Here is a 23911-nt window from a genome sequence, read left to right on the forward strand (position 1 = left end):
TGTTATTGGACACTGTACCATCGGACCAACCGCGGCGCGGCCCAGTCGGTCGCGACCTGTTCGATCAGATAGCGGCCCGGATATTCGGCGAGGAAGGCGATGCGCTGGGTCTGGCCCGGCTCGACCGCGAGCGTGTCGAGCCAGAACGGCTTCCAGCCGTCGTCGAGCCGGTCGAGCAGACGGAAGTGATGGCCGTGCAGATGAAAGACGCTGACGATCGGGCCGCGGTTGGTCAGCGCCAGCACGACCGGCCGGCCGGCCTTGGCCTGAAAGGCCGGCGCGGCCGACGGCTTGAAGTCCGCCGGGCGGAACCATTCGGTCGGCGTGCCGAGAGTTAGCTCGAACCTTGCGGCGCTCTTGAGATCGAGCTGGGCGGGCATGTCGTTGCCGGGCAGGGGCGGAGCCGGCGGGAACGGCGCCGGGCGGAGCGGCGGGTCGTTCGAGACGGCCAGCTTGCCGACCGGGCGGGCCTGCGTGCCGTCGTGCAGCAGGATCGCGAAGCTGGTTCCGGCCGGTCCGGCCGCGTCGACGAAGACATCGGTGCGGCCGCCGGGAGCCAGTACCAGCGCACCGTTGCGGGCCGGAAACGGTTCGGCCGGCTGGCCGTCGATGGCCATCACCCGGACATCGAGGTTTTCCAGCTTGACCGCCAGGACGCTGCGTTGGCTGCCGTTGATAAAGCGGAGTCTGAGGCGGGCATTGGCCGGTGCTGAGATATCGTATAAGGTTTTGCCGTTAATCGTATGAATTTGCGTCGAATCTTTTGGATCATTGCCGGCCGGGACTGTGCTTCCGTCCGGCCGCAGGCGCCACTCTTCGATCAGCAGGACCTCGTCGCGATCGACCGCGACCGGCGAGGTGCCGGTCACGATCAGCGGCCGCGGCCGTACCGGCGCCGTGCCGCCATCACCGAACAGCGGCTCGCACAGAAAGGTGCCGGCATGCCGGAGCGGCAGCTGGAAGCTATCCTTCGCCCCGGTGGCAAGCAGCGCCCGGGAGGCCAGTGGCTCCGCCGCCGCGACGCCGTCGAGCCCGCGGCAATCCAGCGCGGCCGCGACCGGCAGGTCATTGCCAAAGGTGACGTCAAGGACCTCGCCGCGCTTGAAGCGGAGGTCGCCGCCGCCGAGTGACCAGACCGATGTCTCCGGTCCGCCCGGACGAAGCGAGATGCGGTCGGGTTTGGCCTGGAGCGCGACCGCGGTCCGGCCCTGTGCCGCGCCGGTGGCCGGCAGAGCGGGGCAAAGCGCCGCGGCGCCGAGGGCGGCGATCAGGTTGCGCCGGGTGAGTGAAAATTCGGGACTTGCGGGAGGACTTGCCATCCGGCCGATGCGGACCATTTTCAAGTGTACCTGTCCAGTCGCGATCGGTCGCAGGGCGGGCTCAACAGCGGCCATTTTTTTGCTGCGAACCGATGGGCGCATGCTATAAGCCCGGCCGCCCGCGGCATCGCGGCCGGACTGGGATGCTTTTCGCGCGGGCGTGGCGGAACTGGTAGACGCGCTGGATTTAGGTTCCAGTGACGAAAGTTGTGGGGGTTCGAGTCCCTCCGCCCGCACCAAGCGCTTACAGCGTTTGCATGACGAATTCTTGGAGAACCTTTGGCCCCGATGGGGTGAGGGTTCGCCGAACCCACAGACGTTAGGCCGCAAGGCCCATCGTCGAACAGATTGAACACTGCCACGGCCGCTCGGGCCGCGGCAAAAGCGGAAGAAGATTGATACCATGCAGGTCACCGAGACCCTCAACGAGGGATTGAAGCACGAATTCAAGATCAGCGTCCCGGCATCCGATCTCGATGCCAAGGCGGACGCCAAGCTGGTCGACCTCAAGGACAAGGTCCGTCTCAACGGCTTCCGTCCCGGCAAGGTGCCGGTGGCACATCTGAAGAAGATCTACGGCCGCTCGGTGATGGCCGAGACCATCGACCAGACCATCAGCGATACCAACCGGCAGATCTTCGAAGATCGCGGCTTCCGCCTCGCCGGCGAGCCGAAGATCACGATGCCGACCGAGAAGGACCAGGTCGAGGAATTGCTGTCGGGCAAGACCGACCTGACCTACACCGTCGCGATCGAGGTCGTGCCGCCGATCCAGCTCGCCGATTTCAAGTCGTTCTCGGTCGAGAAGCCGGTCGTCGAAGTCTCCGACGCCGACGTCGACGATGCCATCAAGCGGATCGCCGAAGGCAGCCGCCCGTACAATGCCAAGACCGAGGGCGCGGCGGAGAAGGGCGACCGCGTCACCATCAGCTTCAAGGGCACCATCAACGGTGAAGCCTTCGAGGGCGGCACCGGCGAGGGCATCCAGGTCGTGATCGGCGCCGGCCAGTTCATCCCGGGCTTCGAGGAGCAGCTGATCGGCATCGGCACCAATGAGACCCGCACGCTGAAGGTCTCGTTCCCGAAGAACTATCTGAACGAGAAGCTCGCCGGCCAGCCGGCCGAGTTCGAGACCACCGCGACGCTGATCGAGGCGCCCGGTGAGACCACGATCGACGACGAGTTCGCCAAGACGCTTGGCCTGGAGTCGCTCGACAAGCTGAAGGAAGCCGCCCGCGAGCGTCTGACGGCCGAGTTCGCCGGCGCGACCCGCCAGAAGGTCAAGCGCGCGCTGCTCGACCGGCTCGACGAGAGCCACAAATTCGAGGCGCCGCCGTCGCTTGTCGCCGAAGAGTTCAATCTGATGTGGAACTCGATCAAGGCGGAGATGGACTCGTCCGGCAAGACCTTCGCCGACGAGAACACCACCGAGGAAGCGGCAAAGGAGGAGTACCACAAGATCGCCGACCGACGCGTCCGCCTCGGCCTCGTACTGTCGGAGATCGGCGAGAAGAACAAGATCACCGTGACCGACGACGAGGTGTCGCGCGCCGTGATCGAGCGTGCGCGCCAGATGCCCGGCCGCGAAAAGGAAGTCTGGGACTACTACCGCAGCAACGCCCAGGCGCTGGCCCAGCTTCGCGCCCCGATCTACGAGGACAAGGTCGTCGACTTCGTCCTGGAGCTCGCCAACGTGACCGAGAAGAAGGTCACCAAGGAGGAGCTGTTCAAGGATGAAGACGCCGAGAAAACTGCCGCTTAATTTCGGCACCTCGCGTTAATGATGAACCGCGAAAGCGCGCCTGGCGAAGGTCCCCGTCGCTAGGCGCGAAGACGCGAATCAGCTTGAACTTCTGCGACCTGCCCAGGTGGCTAGTGCGGCGAGTTGACGGCCTTGTCGGCCGGAAATTGGCCCATATCTGGGTTAAGCCTTGAGGCAGTGGTCTTGAGCCAAGTAGTCTTGAGCAAAGTTCTGCATCACCCCTAACCCTTGGGTTCTTTCATGCGCGATCCCGTTGAAACCTACATGAACCTCGTGCCGATGGTCGTCGAGCAGACCAATCGCGGCGAACGCGCCTACGACATTTTCTCGCGCCTGCTGAAAGAGCGCATCATCTTCGTCACCGGTCCGGTGGAAGACGGCATGTCGACGCTGATCGTCGCGCAGCTGCTGTTCCTCGAGGCCGAGAATCCGAAGAAGGAAATCTCGATGTACATCAACTCGCCGGGGGGCGTGGTGACGTCGGGCCTTGCAATCTACGACACGATGCAGTTCATCCGTCCGCCGGTATCGACGCTGTGCACGGGGCAGGCGGCCTCGATGGGCTCGCTGCTGCTGGCCGCCGGCGAGAAGGACATGCGCTTCACGCTGCCGAATTCGCGCATCATGGTGCACCAGCCCTCCGGCGGCTTCCAGGGCCAGGCCACCGACATCATGCTGCACGCGCAGGAGATCCTGAATCTCAAGAAGCGCCTCAACGAGATCTACGTGAAGCATACCGGCCAGACCTACAAGGCGATCGAGGACGCGCTCGAGCGCGACAAGTTCCTCACCGCCGAGGACGCCAAGGCGTTCGGCCTCGTCGACAAGGTCATCGATAAGCGTCCGGACGATCCGGCCGCCGCGAAGGCGGCCTGATCTGGGCAGGCATCTCGAGGCGTCGGTGTGATCTCCACATTGACGCCTCACATAACCGGCAAAAGCAGGGCGGTGGACCCGCGGGCGGGTGCATGCGCACAGGCGGAAAGTTCCGGTTTCGTGCTCATATACCGACGTGGTAATCCCGCAACGTTCCGTGGATTTCGACGCGTATTCCACGTGCGATCGTTGAAAATCACGGTATTGTCACGGTCTTGAGCCGGCCATCCGATTAGCGAATTCTTGATAGTCGGGTGCCAGCATGGTTGGCTGTGATGCATCGGCTATGATCGCGGAGATTCGAATAAACCGTGATCCACACGGTCAGTATTGCGTAGGGTCTTTTTTGGTACGGAATTTGCTCTATCTACCCAAGACCCCGGTTTTGTGCCGGATTGGGTCGATCTGGCAAACAAGATCGAACGGCGGACGGAGATAATGAATGAGTAAGGTCGGCACGAGCGACGCCAAGAACACGCTATATTGCTCGTTCTGCGGCAAGAGCCAGCATGAAGTTCGCAAGCTGATTGCCGGACCGACTGTCTTCATTTGCGACGAGTGTGTCGAACTGTGCATGGACATCATTCGCGAGGAGAACAAGTCCTCGCTGGTGAAGTCGCGCGACGGCATCCCGACGCCGAAGGAAATCTGCAAGGTCCTGGACGACTACGTGATCGGCCAGAGTCATGCCAAGAAGGTGCTGTCGGTCGCCGTCCACAACCACTACAAGCGGCTCAACCATCAGACCAAGCACAACGACGTCGAACTGGCGAAGTCGAACATCCTGCTGATCGGTCCGACCGGTTCGGGCAAGACGCTGCTCGCGCAGACGCTGGCCCGCATCCTCGACGTGCCCTTCACCATGGCTGACGCGACGACGCTGACCGAAGCCGGCTATGTCGGCGAGGATGTCGAGAACATCATCCTGAAGCTGCTGCAGGCCGCCGACTACAACGTCGAGCGTGCGCAGCGCGGCATCGTCTATATCGACGAAATCGACAAGATCAGCCGCAAGTCGGACAATCCCTCGATCACCCGCGATGTGTCGGGCGAGGGCGTCCAGCAGGCGCTGCTGAAGATCATGGAAGGCACGGTGGCCTCGGTCCCGCCGCAGGGCGGCCGCAAGCATCCGCAGCAGGAGTTCCTGCAGGTGGATACCACCAACATCCTGTTCATCTGCGGTGGTGCGTTCTCGGGCCTCGAGAAGATCATCTCCGCGCGCGGCCGCTCGACCTCGATCGGCTTCGCGGCGCAGGTGCTCGCGCCGGAGGACCGCCGCACCGGCGAGATCTTCCGTCACGTCGAGCCCGAAGACCTGCTGAAGTACGGCCTGATCCCGGAATTCGTCGGCCGTCTGCCCGTCGTTGCGACGCTGGAGGACCTCGACGAAACCTCGTTGAAGAAGATCCTGACCGATCCGAAGAACGCGCTGGTGAAGCAGTACCAGCGGCTGTTCGAGATGGAGAACATCGAACTGACCTTCGCCGACGAGGCGCTTGGCGCGGTCGCCCGCAAGGCGATCGAGCGCAAGACCGGCGCGCGCGGCCTGCGGTCGATCCTGGAGAGCATTCTGCTCGAAACCATGTTCGACCTCCCGGGCCTGGAAGGCGTCGAGGAAGTCGTGATCTCGCGCGAGGTCGTCGAGGGAACGGCGCGTCCGCTCTACATCTACGCGGATCGTTCCGACCGCGCCGTCGAGAGCAGCGCGAGCGCCTAAGCGGCGCTCGTCCCGACCCGCCAAAAATGCACGGCTGCCGGACGCTCCGGCGGCCGCCGCGGCGCAGCAGCGGCGCCCTTACGGCGTAGCAGCAAATGCTTGTTTAGCCTATATTTCCCGACACTTCTGAGACTTGACACCCCCCCGCCTGATAGCCACCTAATGCTATCGGTGAGGGATCTCATCCGTTGAGATTCGTCGCTTCACGATGCGGAATAAGCGGCTGCAGACGGCATTCTCATTCCGCATCACCAAGGCACCTTGTGGCGGTTGCGCAAGCTGGCGGACTGCGTGCAAGGGGGCACAACAAAAGGATTAGGCCATGACGACCTCAAAACCCCGGCCAACGATCGTCCACGGCGAAAGCCACTCCTATCCGGTGCTGCCGCTCCGCGACATCGTCGTCTTCCCGCACATGATCGTGCCGCTCTTCGTCGGCCGCGAGAAATCGATCCGCGCGCTCGAAGAGGTGATGAAGAACGACGCGCTGATCATGCTCGCGACGCAGAAGAATGCGTCCGATGACGATCCGGCACCCGATTCAATTTACGAGACCGGTACGCTCGCCAGCGTCCTGCAGCTCCTGAAACTGCCCGACGGCACCGTGAAGGTGCTGGTCGAGGGCCTCGAGCGCGCGCGCGTCGAGAAGTATTCCGACCGCAGCGAATATTATGAGGCGACCGCGGTCGCGCTCGCCGACACTGACGCCAACTCGGTCGAAGCCGAGGCGCTGGCGCGGTCGGTCGTGTCCGACTTCGAAAGCTATGTGAAGCTGAACAAGAAAATCTCCGCCGAAGTCGTCGGCGTGGTTCAGGCGATCACCGATTTCGCCAAGCTCGGCGATACCGTTGCCTCGCATCTCGCGGTCAAGATTGCCGATCGGCAAGCGATCCTGGAGACGTTGTCCGTCACGCAGCGCCTGGAGAAGGTGCTGGGCCTGATGGAGAGCGAGATCTCGGTGTTGCAGGTCGAGAAGCGCATCCGCTCGCGCGTCAAGCGCCAGATGGAGAAGACCCAGCGCGAGTATTACCTGAACGAGCAGATGAAGGCGATCCAGAAGGAACTCGGCGACGACGAAGGTCGCGACGAGCTGGCCGATCTGGAGGAGAAGATCTCCAAGACCAAGCTGTCCAAGGAAGCACGCGAGAAGGCCCAGCACGAGCTGAAGAAGCTGCGCCAGATGTCGCCGATGTCCGCGGAAGCGACCGTCGTGCGCAACTATCTGGATTGGCTGCTGTCGATTCCGTGGGGCAAGAAGTCCAAGGTCAAGAAGGACCTCGAGGCCGCGCAGGCGGTCCTGGACTCCGATCACTACGGGCTCGAGAAGGTCAAGGACCGTATCGTCGAGTATCTCGCGGTGCAGTCGCGCGCCAACAAGCTGACCGGACCGATCCTGTGCCTGGTCGGGCCTCCCGGCGTCGGCAAGACCTCGCTCGGCAAGTCGATCGCGAAGGCCACGGGGCGCGAATTCGTGCGCGTGTCGCTCGGCGGCGTGCGTGACGAGGCCGAGATCCGCGGTCACCGCCGCACCTATATCGGCTCGATGCCCGGCAAGATCATCCAGTCGATGCGCAAGGCGAAGACCTCGAACCCGCTGTTCCTGCTGGACGAGATCGACAAGATGGGCGCCGATTTCCGCGGCGATCCGTCGTCGGCGCTGCTTGAGGTCTTGGACCCCGAGCAGAACTCGACCTTCAACGACCACTACCTGGAGGTCGACTACGACCTGTCCAACGTGATGTTCATCACGACCGCGAATACGCTGAATATTCCCGGCCCGCTGATGGACCGCATGGAGATCATCCGGATCGCCGGCTACACGGAGAACGAGAAGGTCGAGATCGCGCGCAAGCATCTGATCCCGAGCGCGCTCTCCAAGCACGGTCTGGACTCCAAGGAATGGTCGATCGACGACGCGGCCTTGCTCTTGATGATCCGCCGCTACACCCGCGAAGCGGGCGTGCGTAACCTGGAGCGTGAGCTCTCCACACTCGCCCGCAAGGCGGTGAAGGAGCTGATGATCTCCAAGAAGAAGTCGGTGAAGGTCACCGAGGCGAACATCGAAGAGTTCCTCGGCGTTCCGAAGTATCGCTTCGGCGAGATCGACGACGAGGATCAGGTCGGTATCGTCACCGGTCTGGCCTGGACCGATGTCGGCGGCGAGTTGCTCACCATTGAAGGCGTCATGATGCCCGGCAAGGGCAAGATGACCGTCACGGGCAATCTGCGCGATGTGATGAAGGAGTCGATCTCGGCGGCGGCGTCCTACGTCCGCTCGCGTGCGATCGTCTACGGCATCGAACCGCCGATGTTCGACCGCCGCGACATCCACGTTCACGTGCCGGAGGGCGCAACGCCGAAGGACGGTCCGTCTGCCGGTGTTGCGATGGCCACCGCGATCATCTCGGTCATGACCGGCATCCCGGTCCGCCACGATGTCGCGATGACCGGCGAGATCACGCTGCGTGGTCGCGTGCTGCCGATCGGCGGTCTGAAGGAGAAGCTCCTGGCTGCCGCCCGCGGCGGCATCAAGACGGTGCTGATCCCGGAGGACAACGCCAAGGATCTCACGGAGATTTCCGATGCGATCAAGGGTGGCATGGACATCATTCCGGTCTCGCGGCTGGATGAGGTCGTCGCCAAGGCGCTGGTCCGCGTGCCCGCGCCGATCGTCTGGGAAGAGGAGACCAGCAAGGTCGACGTCAAGCCCGATGCTTCCGATGAGGCGTCCGGCGGCCTGACGGCGCACTGAAGCGAGCTCCGATCGACATAAGAAAACGGCGCCTTCGGGCGCCGTTTTTGTTTTCGCTGTTCGCGATCAGGTCGGGAAGGCTGCGGCTCTGTCCGCGGCGGCAAAGTGCGCCATCTGATCGGCATGCGCCTTTGCGAAAGCCGGCCGCGCCGTGGCACGCGCGGAGTAGTCGCGACACGCGGGATATTCCGCCAGTCCGTCGAAGCGGTCGACCAGGCGCAGCACATCCGCCATGAGAATGTCGGCGACGGAGAACGGCCCGGCCAGCCATTTGCGGCCCGTCAGCACCGGCTCCATGTGCCTGAGCCGGGATTGCAGGAAGCCGTCGAAGCGTGTCCATGCCGACCTGCCGCCGCTCTCGCCCGAGAACACCAGGAGCGACCAGGGCAGGCTCGCCATCTCGACCGAGTTGAGCGCTGCGAACAGCCATTTCAAAGCCTCGCTGCGCTGGCGCGGATCGGTCGGCAGCAGCGCGTCGCTGCGCTCGCCGAGATGCAGCAGGATCGCGCCGCTCTCGAAGATCGAGACGTCGCCGTCGGTCAGCCACGGCACCTGGCCGAACGGCTGGTGCGCGAAGTGCTCGGCGCTCCGATCGCGAAACGGCACGCTCGCAACGCGATACGGCAAGCGCGCCTCTTCCAATGCCCAGCGCACGCGGAGGTCGCGCACAAATCCCCGCGGCATCTCCGGAACCCAATCGAAGGTGGTAAGCGTCAGGTCGGCCATTGGGTATCTCCATTTGCTGGCTTCACAGCAAAGAACGAACCAGTGGCGCGCATTCCGACAGCCCGACGGGCGTTTTCGTCGTTGCGGTACGAATGATTGAGCTGCCGACGTGGGTACGCCGGCGCCGGAACTAGTCTTTCCTCTCGACGACGAAATTGCCGATCGCGCCCAGCGCCATCAGCACGCTGGTGCCGAGGAACACCGCGGGCATGCCGATATGGCCGCCGATGAAGCCGCCGCCGAGCGGGCCGATCACCTGGCCGGCATATTGCGCCGAGATCGAATAGCCGAGCATGCTGCCGGTGATGGCATCAGGCACGTTGTGCCGGATCACGCTCGCGATGCAGGGCAGGAGGCCGCCGAGCGCGAGCCCCATCAGGAAGCGGAGCAGGATCAACTGCCAGCCGCTGACCACGAAGGCCTGCGGGATCAACAGCAGCGCGGAGACAGCAAGGCAGATGGTGATGATCCGCCAGTGGCCGACCCGATCGGCCAGCTTGCCGAGATGCGAGGACGACAGCAGGCTGCCGAACGCCGCCGCCGACATCACGAGGCCGGCGACGAACGTCACCTGCGGTGCCTCGACCAGTTGCGCGACATAGACGGTGATGATCGGCTCGATCGACATGTTGGCGACCATCAGCAGCAGGCCGGTTCCCCACATCGCGACGACAGGGCGCTTGTCCGGGACCAGCGACCAGCCGCCGCGCGCCTTGCCGCCTTTCGTGGTCTTCGGACGTACTTCCTCGCGGATCAGGAACGTCGTGCCGAGGAAGGTGAAGAAGATGACGCCGCCGATCAGGAAGAATGTCGCGCGGATGCCGATCAGCCCCGGCAGCACACCGCCGATCAAGGGACCGACCAGGCTGCCGGCCATGATGCCGGCCGACAGCACGCCGATCGCCCAGCCGGATCGCGCTTTCGGCGTCTGTGCCGCGACCAGCACGGTCGAACCCGACGCGTAGCCGCCGAGCAGGCCGGTCAGCAGCCGCAGGCCGACCAGCTCATAGACGTTGTGCGCCATGCCGATCAGCGACATCGCGATCGCCATGCCGAGGCTGGCGCGGATCAGCATCAGCTTGCGGCCGTAGCGATCGGCGAGCCGTCCCCACAGCGGTGCCGTCAGCGCCGCGCTGAAGAAGGTTGCGCCATAGGCGACGCCCGACCATTGCACGATCGCGGCATGATCGGTCACGCCGAGTTGCTCGACATAGAGCGGCAGGAACGGCAGCAGCAGCGTCATCCCCACGATTGTCGTGAAGGAGCCGAACACGCAGACGATCAAATTGCGTTTCCAGGGGCCCGCGTCGAGCAGGGCTTCGCGATCGACTTCGATGTTCATGTCAGCGCAGCCCGATCACGGCGAAGCCGCGCGCCCGCAGGCCGCGGCGATCCTCGTTCAGCGAACGCAGCAGGCGATCACGGGTATCGGTGATGTGGTCGGCGGCCTCGCGCGCGGCGGCATCGGGATCGTTGGCCTTGATGAAGCCGAGGATGCGCCGGTGCTCGCGCCAGGCCTGCTCGCGCGACGGCTCGGTCCACACTTCCAGCCAGCGCGCCCGCGACAGCCTCGTCATGGCGCCGGCGATCGCCTTGACGATGAAGGGATTGCCGGAGAGCCGCGCGATCTCGACATGGAAATCGGTGCCGACCCGATGCCATTCCTCGCGCGGCGCGCCGGACTGGCAGGCATCCAGCATCTCCTCGACGCCGGCGATATCGGCTGCGCTCGCCCGCGCGCAGGCGAGGCGCACCGCCGTCGTCTCCAGCGGAATCCGGAACTCGGCCAGCGCCTCCAGCTCACCGAGGTCGATCGGTGCGACAATCCAGTTGCGGCCATCGCGGCGCACCAGCTCTTCGCCTTCGAGCCGGACCAGCGCGGCACGGATCGGCGTGCGCGATCCCTCGAACCGGCTCTCCAGCCAGCGCTCGGTCAGCCGCTCGCCGGGGCCGAGGTCGAGCGACAGGATCATCTCCCGGAGCTGGTCATGGATTTGAAGCATCTGCGACATGGCCGTCCTTTGGCCGCTCCTTGGTGGGCGCGGAATCTCGATCAGGCGGCTTTTGTATCCCGACTTGGTATCCCAAACAAGGCGGGTATGGGATACCAGCGTTGCTCCGTCGAAGGAAGTGGGCCGAGAGCCAGGGCCCTGGACGATGGAACCGTACTCACGGCGGCTGCTTTGTTTGACGAACTTGGAGAGCGCTACATGCGTATCGATGGGCAATGCCATTGCGGGGCTATCACCTATCAGGCCGAGATCGACCCGGAACGGATCTCGATCTGCCATTGCACGGACTGCCAGGCGCTGACCGGCTCGCCGTACCGCGTCACGGTGATCTGCGACGCCGAACAGGTGCGGCTGACCGGAGGTGCGCCGAAGGTCTACGGCAAGCGGGGCGATAACGGCCGAATCCGCTTCCAGCACTTTTGCGGCGATTGCGGTTCGCCGCTGTTTACGAGCGGCGAGGACGGCGGGCCCGACGACTGGGGCATCCGCTGGGGCAGCATTCGCCAGCGCGGCCAATTGACTCCGCGACGCCAGGTCTGGTGCCGCTCCGCAGCGCCATGGATCAATGATCTCAAGGAATTGCCAGCGCGCCCCAAGGATTGGAGCTGACGGATTGAGGCATTGCGGCCTTGCGCCTCGGGGGCAGGCGAGGCTAAAGAGGCGCGCTGGCAAGGGCGGTTAGCTCAGCGGTAGAGCACTGGTTTTACACACCATTGGTCGGGAGTTCGATCCTCTCACCGCCCACCATTCGCGACCCTTAGGCGAGGCCTATCGAGCGGCCCAGCCGTCCGGACGCGCGGGCATGCTTCTCCCGATGATTGGGAGATTGCATCGGCGCTTGCTCGTTGAGGTAATGGCGCTGGATCGAGCCCTACGGTTGCAGCATCCTGATGGTCGCGATCGGCCACTTCCCGATGTGGCCCTTGATCGAGATGCGCAACCCGTGAGATTCGTCCAAAAACACGCTCTCGACGGTCCCTGCGGTTCCATCGGTGAGAACCGCGGCTCGTCCCACCAGTTCGGCCTCCGCTTGCACATGCTCGCGCAGGATGACGGTGGCGCGGTGTTTCACGAGTTGCAAAGCGGCCTCTGGTTGATGAGCCCTACGGAGTAAGGCCATTGCATGGCTCTCGGTGAACGCGCGGAGAGGGCGCGATCCCGGCCGTGGAGTAGTCTCATGGGGATGGCCGGGACCGCGCTTGCTCCGCGCTGGCGTGCCGAATGTCATTCGATCCCCGATGGTGCGAAAGGTGCCGAAAGTCACGCGCCCCGATTTGATGCCGACGCTGCAGCGATGCTATTCTGTCCGCCTAACCGGGAACTTGATGCATGCGCAAACTCGCCGCGATTTTTCTTCTCACCATGATTGCCGGACCTGCATTCGCACAGTCGGATCACGTGCAGCGCTATCGCGAAGAGGTCGAGAAGTCGCCGGCCGATGCGGCCAACGAGGCGCGGCAGCAGCGCGCCTATCAGCGTGCGCTCAGCGGTGTGCCGGATCAGAAGCCGACCGATCCCTGGGGCATCGCGCGCAGCGATGGGCAGGGCGCGCCCAAGGCGAATGCCGCGAAGCCGAAACCGGCCAAGCCCACGAGCGCAGCCGCCAAATAGAGCTCCGAGCGCGGATCAGGTCGATGAAATACTACGTCTGCAAATTGACCGGACCGCGCCCGACCTTTCCTCAGGATATGACGCCGCAAGAAGCCGCCATCATGCAGGCGCACGTCGCCTATTGCGGCGAACTGCTGCAGGCCGGCAAGGCGCTGGTGTTCGGACCGGTCGCCGATCCTGCCGGCGTCTGGGGCCTCGGCGTCCTGCAACTGCCTGACGATGCCGATCCGCAGGAGATCGTCGCCAACGATCCCGTCACCAAGGCGGATGCCGGATTCACCTATCAGCTGATGCCGATGCTGCGCGCCGCGACGCGCGAGAGCTGCTAGGGCATGATCCGGAAAAGGTGCGAAGCTGTTTTCCGAAAAAGATCATGCCCAAACATGAGACAACAGAAGCTTCCTTACAAGGTTTGGATCGCATGAACGCTGGCCATCCGCAGAACGCCGACCAGATTGCTTATTGGAACGGGCCGGGCGGTCAGCGCTGGGCCACACGGCAGGCCGCGCAGGATATCGTGCTGCAGCCGGTGCTCGACCTCCTGATCGATCGCGCCGCGCCGAAAGCCGGCGAACGCGTCGTCGATGTCGGCTGTGGCAGCGGCGCCTCGAGCTTCGCGCTGGCGGCCAAGGTCGCGCCCACAGGTCACGTGCTCGGCGTCGATGTCTCGGAGCCGATGCTGACGCGGGCGCGGCAGAGCGCGCCGCAGGGTTTGCCGGTCGAGTTCGCGCTGGCCGACGCGACCATCTATCCGTTTGTCAGCGAGAGCTTCGATCTGTTGGCCTCGCGCTTTGGCGTGATGTTCTTTGCCGATCCCGTGACGTCGTTCGCCAATCTGCGCAAGGCGATGAAGCCGACCGGCCGTCTCGCCTTCGTCTGCTGGCAGGAGCCGCGCGAAAATCCGTTCTTCATGACGCCGCTTGCTGCCGTCTACAAGCACGTGCCGAAACTGCCGCCGCTAGGGCCCGAGGATCCCGGCCCGTTCGCGTTCGCCTCCGAGGCGAGGGTGAAGCGGATCCTGGGCGAAGCCGGCTTCTCCGGCATTGCCATGGAGCCGTGCCGGGTTGAGCTTGATGTCGCGACTGGGCGCGGCATCGATGCCGCGATCCAGGGCGCGCTCGAGATCGGGCCGGCCAGCCGCGCGCTGGAAGGGCACGCGGATGACGTGCGCGCTGCTGCGATCGCCTCGATGCGCGAGGCGCTGGCGCCTTTCGTGAAGGGCGATGCCGTGCTGCTGCCCGGTGCGATCTGGATCGTGACCGCACGGGCCTGATCAGGCCTTCTCTTCCCAGATCATCGCCAGGTGCACGATGGTCTGCACGGCCTTCTCCATGTCCTGCCGGCTGACCCATTCGAGCCGCGAATGGAACGCGTGCTCGCCGGCGAAGATGTTCGGGCAAGGCAGTCCCATGAAGGACAGCCGCGAGCCATCAGTGCCGCCGCGGATCGAGGTCTTCACCGGCGTGAGGCCGGCGCGCTCGATCGCCTCGATCGCATAGGCCACGATCTGGGGGTGGCGATCGATCACGTCTTTCATGTTGCGGTACTGCTGCTTGACCTCCATGCGGTAGGTCGAGCGCGGATAGCCCTTCATGACGTCCTTCACGATGTCTTCCAGCAGCGCTTCCTTCTGCTTCAAGCCGGCCTCGGTGAAATCGCGCACGATGAAGTCGATCCGCGCGTTCTCCAGCGCGCCGGAGATTGCGACCGGATGCAGGAAGCCTTCCTTGCCCTCGGTGGTCTCGGGCGAGCAGCTGTCCTTCGGCAGGCGATCGACGATCGCGGCGGCGATCTTGATTGCGTGCTCCATCTTGCCCTTGGCGAAGCCCGGATGGGTCGCGACGCCTTCGATGATGATGTTGGCGCCGTCGGCCGAGAAGGTCTCGTCCTCGATATGGCCGGCGGTCTCGCCGTCCATGGTGTAACCGAAATCGGCCCCCAGCTTCTTGATGTCGACCTTGTCGACGCCGCGGCCGATCTCCTCGTCCGGCGTGAACAGGATCTTGATGGTGCCGTGCTTGACCTGCGGATTGGTGATCAGGAAATGCGCGGCATCCATGATCTCGGCAAGGCCCGCCTTGTTGTCGGCGCCGAGCAGGGTGGTGCCGTCGGTGGTGATGATGTCGTTGCCGATCTGGTCGGCCAGCGCTTCGTGCTCGGCGGGGCGGATCACCTGCGAGGCATCGGCGGGCAGCACGATGTCGCCGCCCCGATAGTTCTTCACGACCTGCGGCTTGACGTTCTTGCCGGTGCAGTCGGGAGAGGTGTCCATGTGCGAGCAGAAGCAGATCACCGGCACTGTCTTGTCGGTGTTGGCCGGGATCGTCGCATAGACGTATCCGTGCGGATCAAGATGCGCGTCGGATATCCCCATCGCCTGCAACTCGGCGACCAGCAGGCGCCCGAGATTCTTCTGCTTCTCGGTGGAAGGCGTGGTGGGTGAATCCGGATCGGACTGGGTGTCGATCACGACATAGCGCAGGAAGCGCTCGGTGACGGTGTGCTTGAAGTCGAGAGCCGGTGCCAGCATGAAAACCGCGCAAAAAACTGGAGAAAGGAACAATGCGCTTTGGCGAAGTTGGTTCGCGCGAGCAAACCGCGTCAAGGCGAGTTTCGAAGGACAATCCTATAACAGAAAAGCGCCACTCCGGGGCCGCGTCACGAGCCGGAATGGCGCTTTGTCTTAACGGAGAGAGTAGGCGCTAGACGGCTTCCTTCAGCTCCTTGGCGGCGCGGAAGGCGACCTTCTTGCTGGCCTTGATATGGATCTGTTCGCCAGTCGCGGGGTTGCGGCCCATGCGGGCGGCGCGCTTGCGGACCTGGAGGATGCCGAGGCCAACGATCCTGATGCGCTCGCCCTTCTTGAGGTGCTTGGTGATCCTGGTGACCATATCGGTCAGGATCGCCTCGGCCTGCTTCTTGGACAGTTCCTGCTCTTCGGCGATGGCCGCCGCCAAATGCTTCAGCGTGATCGTCGCCGGTGTCGCTGCTTTCTTCGCCATGTCTGGCCCTCCTCGTTGCTGAATGGCTGGATTGCTGCTTTTCACGCGAATGGCGCGCCGTTCGCGTCGGGAAAATGCGTCCGGAAAAGTCCTGAAAACCGCCGGTTCCGGGAACGGGCAGCACCGGGCCGGCCACAGGAAACCCAGACGTATCAGGCCTTATTTGATTCGGGGCTTCGCTGACTACGCCGTTTCCCCTGAAAACAGGCGACAACCCGCGTACGCGCCGCGAAAATGCCGACGCTGTGCAGGGATCCGCAACGTCCTTGACTAACCGGATGCGGGCCTTTATGCCCTCGGTCCTGCGCGGATCAATCCGACGATCAGCATCCGCGGGAGTAGCTCAGTTGGTTAGAGCGCCGCCCTGTCACGGCGGAGGCCGCGGGTTCGAGTCCCGTCTCTCGCGCCATTTATTTCAATGACTTAGCAGCGTGTTTGGCCCGAAACCATTGGTCCCTCTGGACCGGTGCCATAACGAGTTGCCTCCCTCCTGTTCACTGCACCTGGCGACTGCCGCGACAGATCAGGACGCCGCGAGGCCGACAACGCTGACCGGTTGAGCGGCCTGCTCGGGCCTGACCGATAATGCCACGCGCTGTTCGGGCGTCAGCCACCACAGCAGGAACAGCAGTGCTATCCCGTTCGACAGCAGGCCTGTCGTGAGCGGCACGTTCATGATCGCCTGAACTGCGATGCCCGACGAAACCGCGATGAAGCGCGGCGACAGGTGCTTTGAGACCATCGATCCCACCGACAGGATCAGGCCGCAGACGAAAGCCGACACCGGGGCGAGCGCAAGACCGACCGATGCGATGCCCTCGGTGGCGAGGAAGGACGCGTTGAAATTGCCGTCCTGATAAATCGCTCCGAGGGTCGGGCCGAGCTCGCCGTACGGGCAGGCGGCCATGTATCGCAGGACGGTGATCTGGCAGAACCGGGTGAGTTCGCGGTGCGCAAAGAAGTCGGCGTATTGATCGAGCGCGAGCGACGGGATCGCGACGAAGCGCAGATTGATGGTGCTGAACACGATGTAGGTCTTGTCGGCGACGAGAATGGCGAAAGCCAAAAGGCCGATAACCATCGGGATCAGAAATGCTAGCGCCGTGGCCAGCCGCGGGTCGAACCGGCCGTACAGCCAGAACAGAAACGGCAGCCAGATCGGCAACAGAAGGACGGTCTTGTTGTTGACGACGGGATAGAAGCAAAGCGCAAGCAACAGCACCCCGGCCGCCGGCATCCACCGCCTGCGCGATGCGAAATGCGCGAACAGGTAGGGCAGGACCGCGCCGATCATGATCGCGGTGAGATAGTTCAGCAGCGCCGGCCGCACGACGGCGGTGCGGGCTGCGCCATAGGGATCGCCAAGATTGGCCCCGTAGGAGATGTCGCCGATCAGCACGGCAAGGCACGACGCCAGTAGCAGAACCGCGATGCGCTTGACGGCCGCTTCGGACAAATCGGGCCGCCAAACCGGGATGTTCTGTAACATCAGAGGGATCATCGCGGCGGCCAGCGCGGCGATCATGGCCCAGCGGGCGATGGCGTGCGGATAGTCGAACGCGCTGAAGAAGCTGAGCCAGACGAAGCCGAACACGGCTGACAGCAGCGAGAAGCCGACCAGATAACCGAAGCTGAATCGTGCCGCGACGAACGCCGGGACGAACGCGACCATGATGGCGGTGCCGAGGACGGCCTGCGCGGTGATGCCGGATCGCCAGACATGCATCGCCGGGAATGCGTGCCCGCAGGCGATCATCGAGGCGACGCTGAGGACGAAGAACCCGGGGATCGTGACCCCGACAACCAGGTCACTGCGCGTCAATGTCATCGGTCCGTCCGAATCCGAAAGCTGCGAGGCAGCTAGCCGGTCGGCCCTGGACGAAGCAAGTTAAGCAATATCTCGGTCTGTATTGTTATGTTTCTGCCTGGCCATTCGTCACCGCGATGCCCTATTGAATTCACACAACGGCAACACCTTGCCTTGATCAGGCAAAGAATGCGGCGACCGCGTTGAGGTCGGATTGTCCCGGCGCATCGCCGCGCAAATTGGCGTCGATGATGCGGCGACAGGCGTCAACCGTGTGAGTATCGCCCAATTCGTTGGCGGCCTCGAGGATCGACCAGACCGTGTCCAAGGGAACGTCGCTCTGCGTGGTCGCCTTCGGGTCTGACAGCATTGGCGGGGCCGCGGTTAGAATTCGAACAGGTCGCGACCGCGCCGCGCCAAATTGTGCAGGTCCGCCATCGTGCCGCGCACCGCGTTGCAGCGGCGGCATTCGATGATGGTGTCGCCGGATGCATGCGCCGGATCGGCGACCTTGATCGCCAGGCTACCGCAATCCGTGCAGATGATCTTGAAGCCGGTTGAAATTACTTGCTGCTGCAAATTCATTGTGGCCTGCGCCTCTGTTGACGCCGACCTTAACCGAACAACTTTTAAGACTGGGGTCGCGGAGCGGATTGCAATCGAACAACCGCATTAGGACGCGGTTAAGATTTCGCCGCGGCCGCGCGGCCCTGCAGATGCAGCGTCGGCCTGCCGAGACCGGCCGCGGCGGCGCGCACGGCATTGCGGGCATTGACGGTGATGATGCCGGCGGCGTGGGTCCAGACCGCGAGGTCGGAGGCGCTGTCGCCGGCGTAGATGAAGCCCCCGGGAAAGGTCTTCCGCAACAGGTCGGCCTTGTTGGCGCCCTTGAGATTATGTTCGCCGTCGGAGCCAAGCACCTGATCGATCCACGGCAGGCGCGACGCCAGCTTCTGTGCGAGCAGCGCGTCGGCCGCCGTTGCCAGCACGATGCGGCGGCCGGCCGCGTTCTCGCGCTCGGCCAATGCGACGACGTCCTGGTGCAGTTCGATCCGGCTCCAGTCGATGCGCTGGCGCTGTGCGAGCTTGCGCTTCAGCGCCGCGCGGCCGTGCGTCAGCCAGGCGGCGCATGACACGACGATCAGCGCATTGCGGCGCAGGATCGAGAAGAAGCTGAGATGGAGCAGGTCGCCCGTGATCAGCGTGCCGTCGAGGTCGAGCACCAGCGGCAGCGATGCCGGGAGGCCGAGCAAAGGGGACGACCCGTCGGTGCGGGAAGCATCCTGCGGCTTCGCAATGTCGGCGCCGGCGAGGCGAGGCTCAGTCATTCGCGGCACTCAGCCGGGTTGCGACCTTGCACACGTCGATCGCGCGCACGCCGGTCTCGGTGGTCCTGCAGTCGCCGTAGCCGAACTTGCTCGCAAAGGCCACACCATGCTGGTCCGAGCTTGAAACGATCAGGACCAACAAAAAAGGCCGCCCGAGGGCGGCCATCTTACCTGTGGAAGTCAGCAAAAATCTTCAGCGGACCGTGGAGGTGCCCGACGAGGTGATCGCCACCGGTTTGCCGGCCTTGATGACCTGGGTGGTCTGGGCAGTCTGGGTGAAATCCGCGTTGTTCCGGGCCGAAATGCCGAGCGCCGCGATCCCGATCCCCGCAATAAGGGCAACCACCACAATCTTGAGATGGGTCGCGCGGTCAGCTGAATGGATCGAGTGGTTCATGGTCGCCTCCGGGCGTCTGTGCGCCGTCTATGGCAGGTACTGGTAAGGCCCATCTGTTTCCGGATCGTTTCGTGAGTTCCGGGAAATGGTTTCGTGCCACGGGCGGATTGGTTTCACCGTGCCTTGCGTCACACTGCCGGCCGGCTAAAACTGCCCCAGGCGCGGAAATGCGCTTGGGAGAAAAACAATAATGAAAACAATGAGACTAACCCGGCGCCGGGTGCTTGGAACCGGCTCCGCGGCACTCGCCGCCACGATGTTTGGTAAGCGCGCCGTTGCGGCGGCCGAGTTCGACTTCAAGCTCGGCGTCAACACTCCGGAAACCCATCCGCTAACAATCCGCCTGACGGAGGCCGCCAAGGCAGTCGGCGCCCAGTCGTCCGGCCGGGTCAACATCACGGTGTTCGCCAACAGCCAGCTCGGCGGCGATCCGGAGATGCTGTCGCAGGTCCGGGCCGGCGGGATCGAGCTGTTGGCGGCGCCCAGCATGACGCTGTCGACGCTGGTGCCGCTGTCGGGGCTGCCCAGCATCGGATTTGCCTTCCAGTCCTACGACCAGGTCTGGGCGGCGATGGACGGCGGCGTCGGCGACCTCGTGCGCGAGGCGATCACGAAGACCGGCGTCGTGCCGCTGAAGAAGGTCTGGGACAACGGCTTCCGCCAGATCACCTCGTCGTCGAGCCGGCAGCTCAACAGCGTCGACGATCTCAAGGGTTTCAAGATCCGCGTGCCGGTGACGGCATTGCTGACGTCGCTGTTCTCAGGGCTCGGTGCGCTGCCGTCGAGCATCTCCTACAGCGAGCTCTATTCGGCGCTGCAGACCCACATCGTCGAAGGGCAGGAGAACCCGCTGGCGCAGGTTTCGACCGGCAAGCTCTACGAGGTGCAGAAATTCTGCGCGCTCTCGAACCATTGCTGGAGCGGTTACTGGATCCTCGGCAACCGCCGCGCGATGGCCGGCCTGCCGCCCGATCTGCTCGAGCTTATCAATGCCGCGTTCGACGCCGCGGCGGTGAAGGAGCGCACCGATCTGGTCGAGATGGACCGCTCGCTGCAGGCCGAGCTGACCGAGAAGGGCATGACCTTCAACAAGCCCGATCCCGTGCAGTTCAGGGCCGCGTTGGTGAAGGCCGGCTTCTACACGCAGTGGCAGAAGACCTACGGCGCGGACGCCTGGGCGGCGCTGGAGAAATACACCGGCAAGCTGACGTGAGCGCCGCCTGACATCGCGCGCCGGCTGGGCTGAGACGGGTGCTAGCTGGCGCGCGCGATGTCGGCGCGGATCGCGCGCGCCGCCCACACGAACAGCAGGGCACCGAGCGTCGTCGTGAGCGCGGCCGACAGCAGCGAGTAGCGAACCGCATCGACGCCGTAAGTGCCTTTCAGCGCGTCGTTGATCATGCCGACGGCGAGGGGGCCGATGCCCTGGCCGAAGCAGGTCGCGGTCAGCAGCACGATCGCCGAGGCCAGCGCGCGCATGCTGGGTTTTGCCACAGTCTGGGCGATCGCGAAGATCGGGCCGAGATGGAAGCCGACCATGAACGAAGTCAGCGCCAGGGTCGCGACCATCAGCGTGAAGCTTTGCGTCAGCATGCACAGCGCGAACACCGGGCCGGCGAGACCGGACATGATCGCGGGCGCCCACAGCTTCCAGCGGTCGTCGCGACGGCCGATCTGCGCCACCACGAGGCCACCGATCAGCGTGCCCGCCATGCCGGCGAGACCCTTGAAGGTGCCGGCATAGGTGCCGATCTCGGCGCTGGTGAGGTGATGGATGCGCGCCAGGAACGGCGGGATCCACACCGCGGTGGCGTAGTTGGTGTAGGTCGTCAGACAAAAGCCGACCAGCACGATGACGAAGCTCGGCTGCGATACCAGGAAGCGCAGCGTCGGCCCGATCGGCTCGGCCTTGAAGGTCTCGGCCATCGCGCCGCGCTTCGGCTCGGAGATCGTCAGCCACAAGACGGCGGCGAGTGCGATGCCGGGCAGGCCCGCGGTGAAGAACGCCATCCGCCAGCCATAGTGCTGGTTGACATAGCCGCCGATGAAATAGCCGAGGAAGACGCCGAGATAGGTGCCGATCGCGTAGATGCCGAGCGCGCGCGGTCGTTCGTTCTTGTCGAACAGATCGGCGATCATCGATTGCGAGGCCGGCGTGCCCGCCGACTCCCCGATGCCGACGCCGACCCGGGCCAAGGCCAGCGTCGTGACGCTGGAGGCGAGGCCGCAGAGATAGGTCATCGCGCTCCAGAACGCGAAGGCGACCGCGACGATGTTGCGGCGGTTGAGGCGATCGGCCATCCGCGCGATCGGAATGCCGAGCAGCGAATAGAACAGCACGAAACCGAACCCGGCGAGCAGGCCCATCGTGGTGTCGCTGAGCGTGAACTCCTTCTTGATCGGTTCGATCAGGACGTTGAAGATGGTGCGGTCGAGGAAGTTGAGGGCGTAGATGATCGTGAGCAAGGCGAGGACGTAGTAGCGGTGCGCCGAGGGCGCGGCCGCAGCTTGGGTTGGCGCGGCCGCCTGCGGTGCGACATCGACCATGACTTCCTCCCCCGATCTTCTTTGTTGTTGTTGCTTGCGCGCGGGCCTTACGCCTCGCGGATGTAATTCCCTGCCTCGAATTCGACCGGCCTCGTGTCGGCGTCGAACGACACCCCGATCGGGTCGCGGCCGGTGGCCATGGCCTCGAGCTGGTCAGCGAGCATCCGGCGGATCATCAGGATGCCGCGGTCGCTCTGGCCAAAATGCTCTTCGGAATGGATCGTCACCGCTCCCTGGCCGACCTGGGCCTCGTAGTCGCCGGGAAATTGCTGGTGCTCGGCCTCGGTCATGTCCCACCAGAACTTGCCGTTGAACTTCGAGCGCATCCGCCCGATATCGCCCGCGTTCTTGACTCGGCCGGCGACGTAGATGCGGAACGAGGTGTCGTCGATGGGCAAGGTCCAGCCGATCGATTCGACGCGCGCGAACTGCGCGACGCGCGGATTGGGCACGACACGGAGTGTGGGGAGGGCGGCCTCGGTGACGCGATAGAACACTTTGCCGTCGTCCTGCCTGCGGATCGAACGCACCGCGACGCCGCGCGGCGACATTTCGAACTTCACCTCGGGCATCGAGGCCATCATGTTGGTGAACTGCGGCCCTGAGAACGAGCCGTGCAGCACCGGCACATGGTAGGGGTCGGCGACGTTCTCGAAATGCTGCAGCCAGTTGCAGGGGATCACGGCAGGGCCGCCGCCGCCGATCGAGGAATCATCGGCCTCGACGAACTCGCCGTCGTCCATGTTCTCCAGGCACTCGTAGCGCGGCAGCACCGGCCGTTTCTCGGCCGGCCCCATGTAGGCGAAGATCAGGCGGTAGCGTTCCTGCACCGGATACCAGGGCTGGCGCACCTTGTCCTTGAACAGGCCGCCGTCGGGCTCGCAGGGTTGTTCGAGGCAGCGGCCCTCGGTGTCGAATTTCCAGCCGTGATAGCAGCAGCGGATACCGTCTTCCTCGACCTTGCCGTAATAGAGCGTGGTGCCGCGGTGGCAGCAGCGCGCATGCAGCAGGCCGGCCCGGCCATGCCGGTCGCGGAACAGGATCAGGTCTTCGCCAAGCGCGCGGACTTTTCTGGGGATATCGGTGGCGTCACCGGTGAGGCCGACCGGGTGCCAATACCGGCGCAGCAGCTCGCCCATCGGCGTGCCGCGGCCGACCGAGGTGAGCTCGGTCCGGGTGCTGGACGGCTTCATCGCATAGGCCGTGCCGAGATCGCGGTCCCGCTGGGTGATCGTCATGTTGTCCTCCCCGCCGCTGGTCTGGCGCCGGCGGCTGATCTATCGTTGACCAAGTCAACGATAGATCGATGACAATGTCAACGATCTCGTTGAGCTTGGCAGCGCGCGGCTTTGTTGGCAGAGGTTGGTGATGACCGAGAAGCTCAGGACTGAGAGGGCCTTGCCGCCGGAGGCCGTTGTCGATTCCGAACTGGCGCCGATCACCGCGATGATGTCGTCGCGGCTGATGGTGCTGGCGAACCTGCTCAGGCGCGGCGCGATGCTGCGCTACAAGCGCCTGACCGGCCTGTCCTCGGTCGAGTTCGGTCTGGTCGCCTCGCTCGGCCGGCGGCCTCCGATGAGTGTGGTGCGGCTCGCCGAGGCCGTCGGCATGGACAAGGGGCAGATCAGCCGGGCGCTCGCCGAGCTCGTGGCGCGCAAGCTGGTGGCGAAGGCGGCCAACCCGCGCGACAACCGGGAGACTTTGGTCTCTCTTACCAAGGCCGGCCTGGCCGCCCATGATGCCATCGTGGCCGGCGCCCAGGAACGAAACCGGCGCCTGCTGGAACAGCTTGCGCCGGGGGATCTCGAGCTGCTGCTTGGACACATCGATCGGCTCACCCTGACCGCCGCCGAGATGCTCGCTGCCGAACGGGGGCTGGGCTGATATGGGGAGAGCGCAGGGCACCGGATGGCCGCCGCGGCGTTACCCATGGAGGCAAGCGCATCCGCCCGATGAGGCCAAGAGCCCGCGGGAAGGACGGTAAAAGCGTCAAAATAGCTTGTCTTGCGCCCTCTGTTGCGCTGCGCTAAAGCCTCAAGAACAATTCCAATCAAC

At 64.3% G+C, this 23911-nt stretch carries 25 protein-coding genes and 3 tRNA genes; 13 read left to right on the forward strand and 15 right to left on the reverse strand.

What is annotated here, in order from left to right:
* Positions 1-2 precede the first annotated feature (2 nt).
* The gene (locus tag QA635_RS20790; RefSeq protein ID WP_283071735.1) at positions 3-1337 is read right to left on the reverse strand and encodes a multicopper oxidase family protein; all 1335 of its coding nucleotides are present in this window, start codon (positions 1335-1337) and stop codon (positions 3-5) included.
* Positions 1338-1473: 136 nt separating this feature from the next.
* Here QA635_RS20790 and QA635_RS20795 point away from each other — a divergent pair.
* The 5 genes from QA635_RS20795 (at position 1474) to lon (ending at position 8426) form a co-directional block, all read left to right on the forward strand.
* Positions 1474-1558: transfer RNA gene (locus tag QA635_RS20795), tRNA-Leu, on the forward strand.
* A 164-nt stretch (positions 1559-1722) separates the two neighbouring features.
* Positions 1723-3081, forward strand: a complete 1359-nt coding sequence (gene tig, locus QA635_RS20800; protein ID WP_050384896.1) for a trigger factor — start codon at positions 1723-1725, stop codon at positions 3079-3081.
* Between the two features lie 240 nt (positions 3082-3321).
* Positions 3322-3957, forward strand: a complete 636-nt coding sequence (locus QA635_RS20805; RefSeq protein WP_016847729.1) for an ATP-dependent Clp protease proteolytic subunit — start codon at positions 3322-3324, stop codon at positions 3955-3957.
* Between the two features lie 442 nt (positions 3958-4399).
* Positions 4400-5674, forward strand: a complete 1275-nt coding sequence (clpX, locus tag QA635_RS20810; RefSeq protein WP_018271869.1) for an ATP-dependent Clp protease ATP-binding subunit ClpX — start codon at positions 4400-4402, stop codon at positions 5672-5674.
* A gap of 322 nt (positions 5675-5996) precedes the next feature.
* A complete protein-coding gene (gene lon / locus QA635_RS20815; RefSeq protein ID WP_028333951.1) occupies positions 5997-8426 on the forward strand; it encodes an endopeptidase La in 2430 nt (809 codons plus the stop codon).
* A 66-nt stretch (positions 8427-8492) separates the two neighbouring features.
* On the opposite strand, the gene QA635_RS20820 is transcribed toward lon, so the two are convergent.
* From QA635_RS20820 to QA635_RS20830, 3 genes are all read right to left on the reverse strand, one after another.
* Positions 8493-9152 (reverse strand): glutathione S-transferase family protein, encoded by a 660-nt coding sequence (locus QA635_RS20820; protein WP_283071413.1) that lies wholly within the window; start codon positions 9150-9152, stop codon positions 8493-8495.
* Positions 9153-9282: 130 nt separating this feature from the next.
* Positions 9283-10494: an MFS transporter gene (locus QA635_RS20825; protein ID WP_283071415.1), complete on the reverse strand. Its 1212-nt coding sequence runs from the start codon at positions 10492-10494 to the stop codon at positions 9283-9285.
* Position 10495: 1 nt separating this feature from the next.
* Complete coding sequence (locus QA635_RS20830) at positions 10496-11164, reverse strand: GntR family transcriptional regulator (protein ID WP_092077818.1); 669 nt, start codon at positions 11162-11164, stop codon at positions 10496-10498.
* A 198-nt stretch (positions 11165-11362) separates the two neighbouring features.
* On the opposite strand from QA635_RS20830, the gene QA635_RS20835 reads away from it, so the two are divergent.
* The gene (locus QA635_RS20835; RefSeq protein WP_283071737.1) at positions 11363-11773 is read left to right on the forward strand and encodes a GFA family protein; all 411 of its coding nucleotides are present in this window, start codon (positions 11363-11365) and stop codon (positions 11771-11773) included.
* 63 nt (positions 11774-11836) lie between these two features.
* Positions 11837-11911: transfer RNA gene (locus QA635_RS20840), tRNA-Val, on the forward strand.
* Between the two features lie 124 nt (positions 11912-12035).
* Here the strand turns inward: QA635_RS20840 and QA635_RS20845 are convergent.
* On the reverse strand, positions 12036-12245 hold the full coding sequence (locus tag QA635_RS20845) for a PRC-barrel domain containing protein (RefSeq protein ID WP_283071416.1): 210 nt from the start codon (positions 12243-12245) through the stop codon (positions 12036-12038).
* Between the two features lie 248 nt (positions 12246-12493).
* Between QA635_RS20845 and QA635_RS20850 the strand changes: the two genes are divergently transcribed.
* The 3 genes from QA635_RS20850 to QA635_RS20860 all read left to right on the forward strand — a co-directional run bounded on the left by QA635_RS20850 (position 12494) and on the right by QA635_RS20860 (position 14048).
* A complete protein-coding gene (locus QA635_RS20850) occupies positions 12494-12775 on the forward strand; it encodes a hypothetical protein (protein ID WP_038385060.1) in 282 nt (93 codons plus the stop codon).
* 23 nt (positions 12776-12798) lie between these two features.
* Positions 12799-13104 (forward strand): YciI family protein, encoded by a 306-nt coding sequence (locus QA635_RS20855; protein WP_092077809.1) that lies wholly within the window; start codon positions 12799-12801, stop codon positions 13102-13104.
* Between the two features lie 92 nt (positions 13105-13196).
* Positions 13197-14048: a class I SAM-dependent methyltransferase gene (locus tag QA635_RS20860; protein ID WP_283071418.1), complete on the forward strand. Its 852-nt coding sequence runs from the start codon at positions 13197-13199 to the stop codon at positions 14046-14048.
* On the opposite strand, the gene pepT is transcribed toward QA635_RS20860, so the two are convergent.
* Entirely contained in the window at positions 14049-15305 is a 1257-nt protein-coding gene (gene pepT, locus QA635_RS20865; RefSeq protein ID WP_283071419.1) for a peptidase T, read from the reverse strand.
* A 172-nt stretch (positions 15306-15477) separates the two neighbouring features.
* Complete coding sequence (locus QA635_RS20870; RefSeq protein ID WP_016847738.1) at positions 15478-15777, reverse strand: HU family DNA-binding protein; 300 nt, start codon at positions 15775-15777, stop codon at positions 15478-15480.
* A 332-nt stretch (positions 15778-16109) separates the two neighbouring features.
* On the opposite strand from QA635_RS20870, the gene QA635_RS20875 reads away from it, so the two are divergent.
* Positions 16110-16186 (forward strand) — tRNA-Asp (locus tag QA635_RS20875).
* A gap of 114 nt (positions 16187-16300) precedes the next feature.
* Here the strand turns inward: QA635_RS20875 and QA635_RS20880 are convergent.
* The 6 genes from QA635_RS20880 to QA635_RS20905 form a co-directional block, all read right to left on the reverse strand.
* Complete coding sequence (locus tag QA635_RS20880; protein ID WP_283071420.1) at positions 16301-17605, reverse strand: hypothetical protein; 1305 nt, start codon at positions 17603-17605, stop codon at positions 16301-16303.
* A gap of 157 nt (positions 17606-17762) precedes the next feature.
* Positions 17763-17954, reverse strand: a complete 192-nt coding sequence (locus QA635_RS20885) for a hypothetical protein (RefSeq protein ID WP_076825345.1) — start codon at positions 17952-17954, stop codon at positions 17763-17765.
* A 14-nt stretch (positions 17955-17968) separates the two neighbouring features.
* The gene (locus QA635_RS20890) at positions 17969-18169 is read right to left on the reverse strand and encodes a hypothetical protein (protein ID WP_253608452.1); all 201 of its coding nucleotides are present in this window, start codon (positions 18167-18169) and stop codon (positions 17969-17971) included.
* 98 nt (positions 18170-18267) lie between these two features.
* Positions 18268-18912: a haloacid dehalogenase-like hydrolase gene (locus tag QA635_RS20895; protein WP_283071423.1), complete on the reverse strand. Its 645-nt coding sequence runs from the start codon at positions 18910-18912 to the stop codon at positions 18268-18270.
* Positions 18905-19051: a hypothetical protein gene (locus tag QA635_RS20900; RefSeq protein ID WP_283071424.1), complete on the reverse strand. Its 147-nt coding sequence runs from the start codon at positions 19049-19051 to the stop codon at positions 18905-18907. Before QA635_RS20900 ends, QA635_RS20895 begins: the two co-directional genes overlap by 8 nt.
* Positions 19052-19105: 54 nt before the next feature.
* Positions 19106-19309, reverse strand: coding sequence for a hypothetical protein (locus tag QA635_RS20905; RefSeq protein ID WP_092077524.1), 204 nt, complete (start codon positions 19307-19309; stop codon positions 19106-19108).
* 199 nt (positions 19310-19508) lie between these two features.
* On the opposite strand from QA635_RS20905, the gene QA635_RS20910 reads away from it, so the two are divergent.
* Positions 19509-20522: a TRAP transporter substrate-binding protein gene (locus QA635_RS20910; RefSeq protein ID WP_283071425.1), complete on the forward strand. Its 1014-nt coding sequence runs from the start codon at positions 19509-19511 to the stop codon at positions 20520-20522.
* Positions 20523-20563: 41 nt separating this feature from the next.
* Here the strand turns inward: QA635_RS20910 and QA635_RS20915 are convergent, their stop codons facing one another.
* Entirely contained in the window at positions 20564-21856 is a 1293-nt protein-coding gene (locus tag QA635_RS20915) for a spinster family MFS transporter (protein ID WP_283071426.1), read from the reverse strand.
* Between the two features lie 47 nt (positions 21857-21903).
* Entirely contained in the window at positions 21904-23094 is a 1191-nt protein-coding gene (locus tag QA635_RS20920; RefSeq protein ID WP_283071428.1) for an aromatic ring-hydroxylating dioxygenase subunit alpha, read from the reverse strand.
* A gap of 130 nt (positions 23095-23224) precedes the next feature.
* Between QA635_RS20920 and QA635_RS20925 the strand changes: the two genes are divergently transcribed.
* Positions 23225-23740 (forward strand): MarR family winged helix-turn-helix transcriptional regulator, encoded by a 516-nt coding sequence (locus QA635_RS20925; RefSeq protein WP_050384956.1) that lies wholly within the window; start codon positions 23225-23227, stop codon positions 23738-23740.
* The last annotated feature ends 171 nt before the right edge of the window (positions 23741-23911 follow it).

Source organism: Bradyrhizobium brasilense, from assembly GCF_029714345.1.
Taxonomy (GTDB): domain Bacteria; phylum Pseudomonadota; class Alphaproteobacteria; order Rhizobiales; family Xanthobacteraceae; genus Bradyrhizobium; species Bradyrhizobium australafricanum.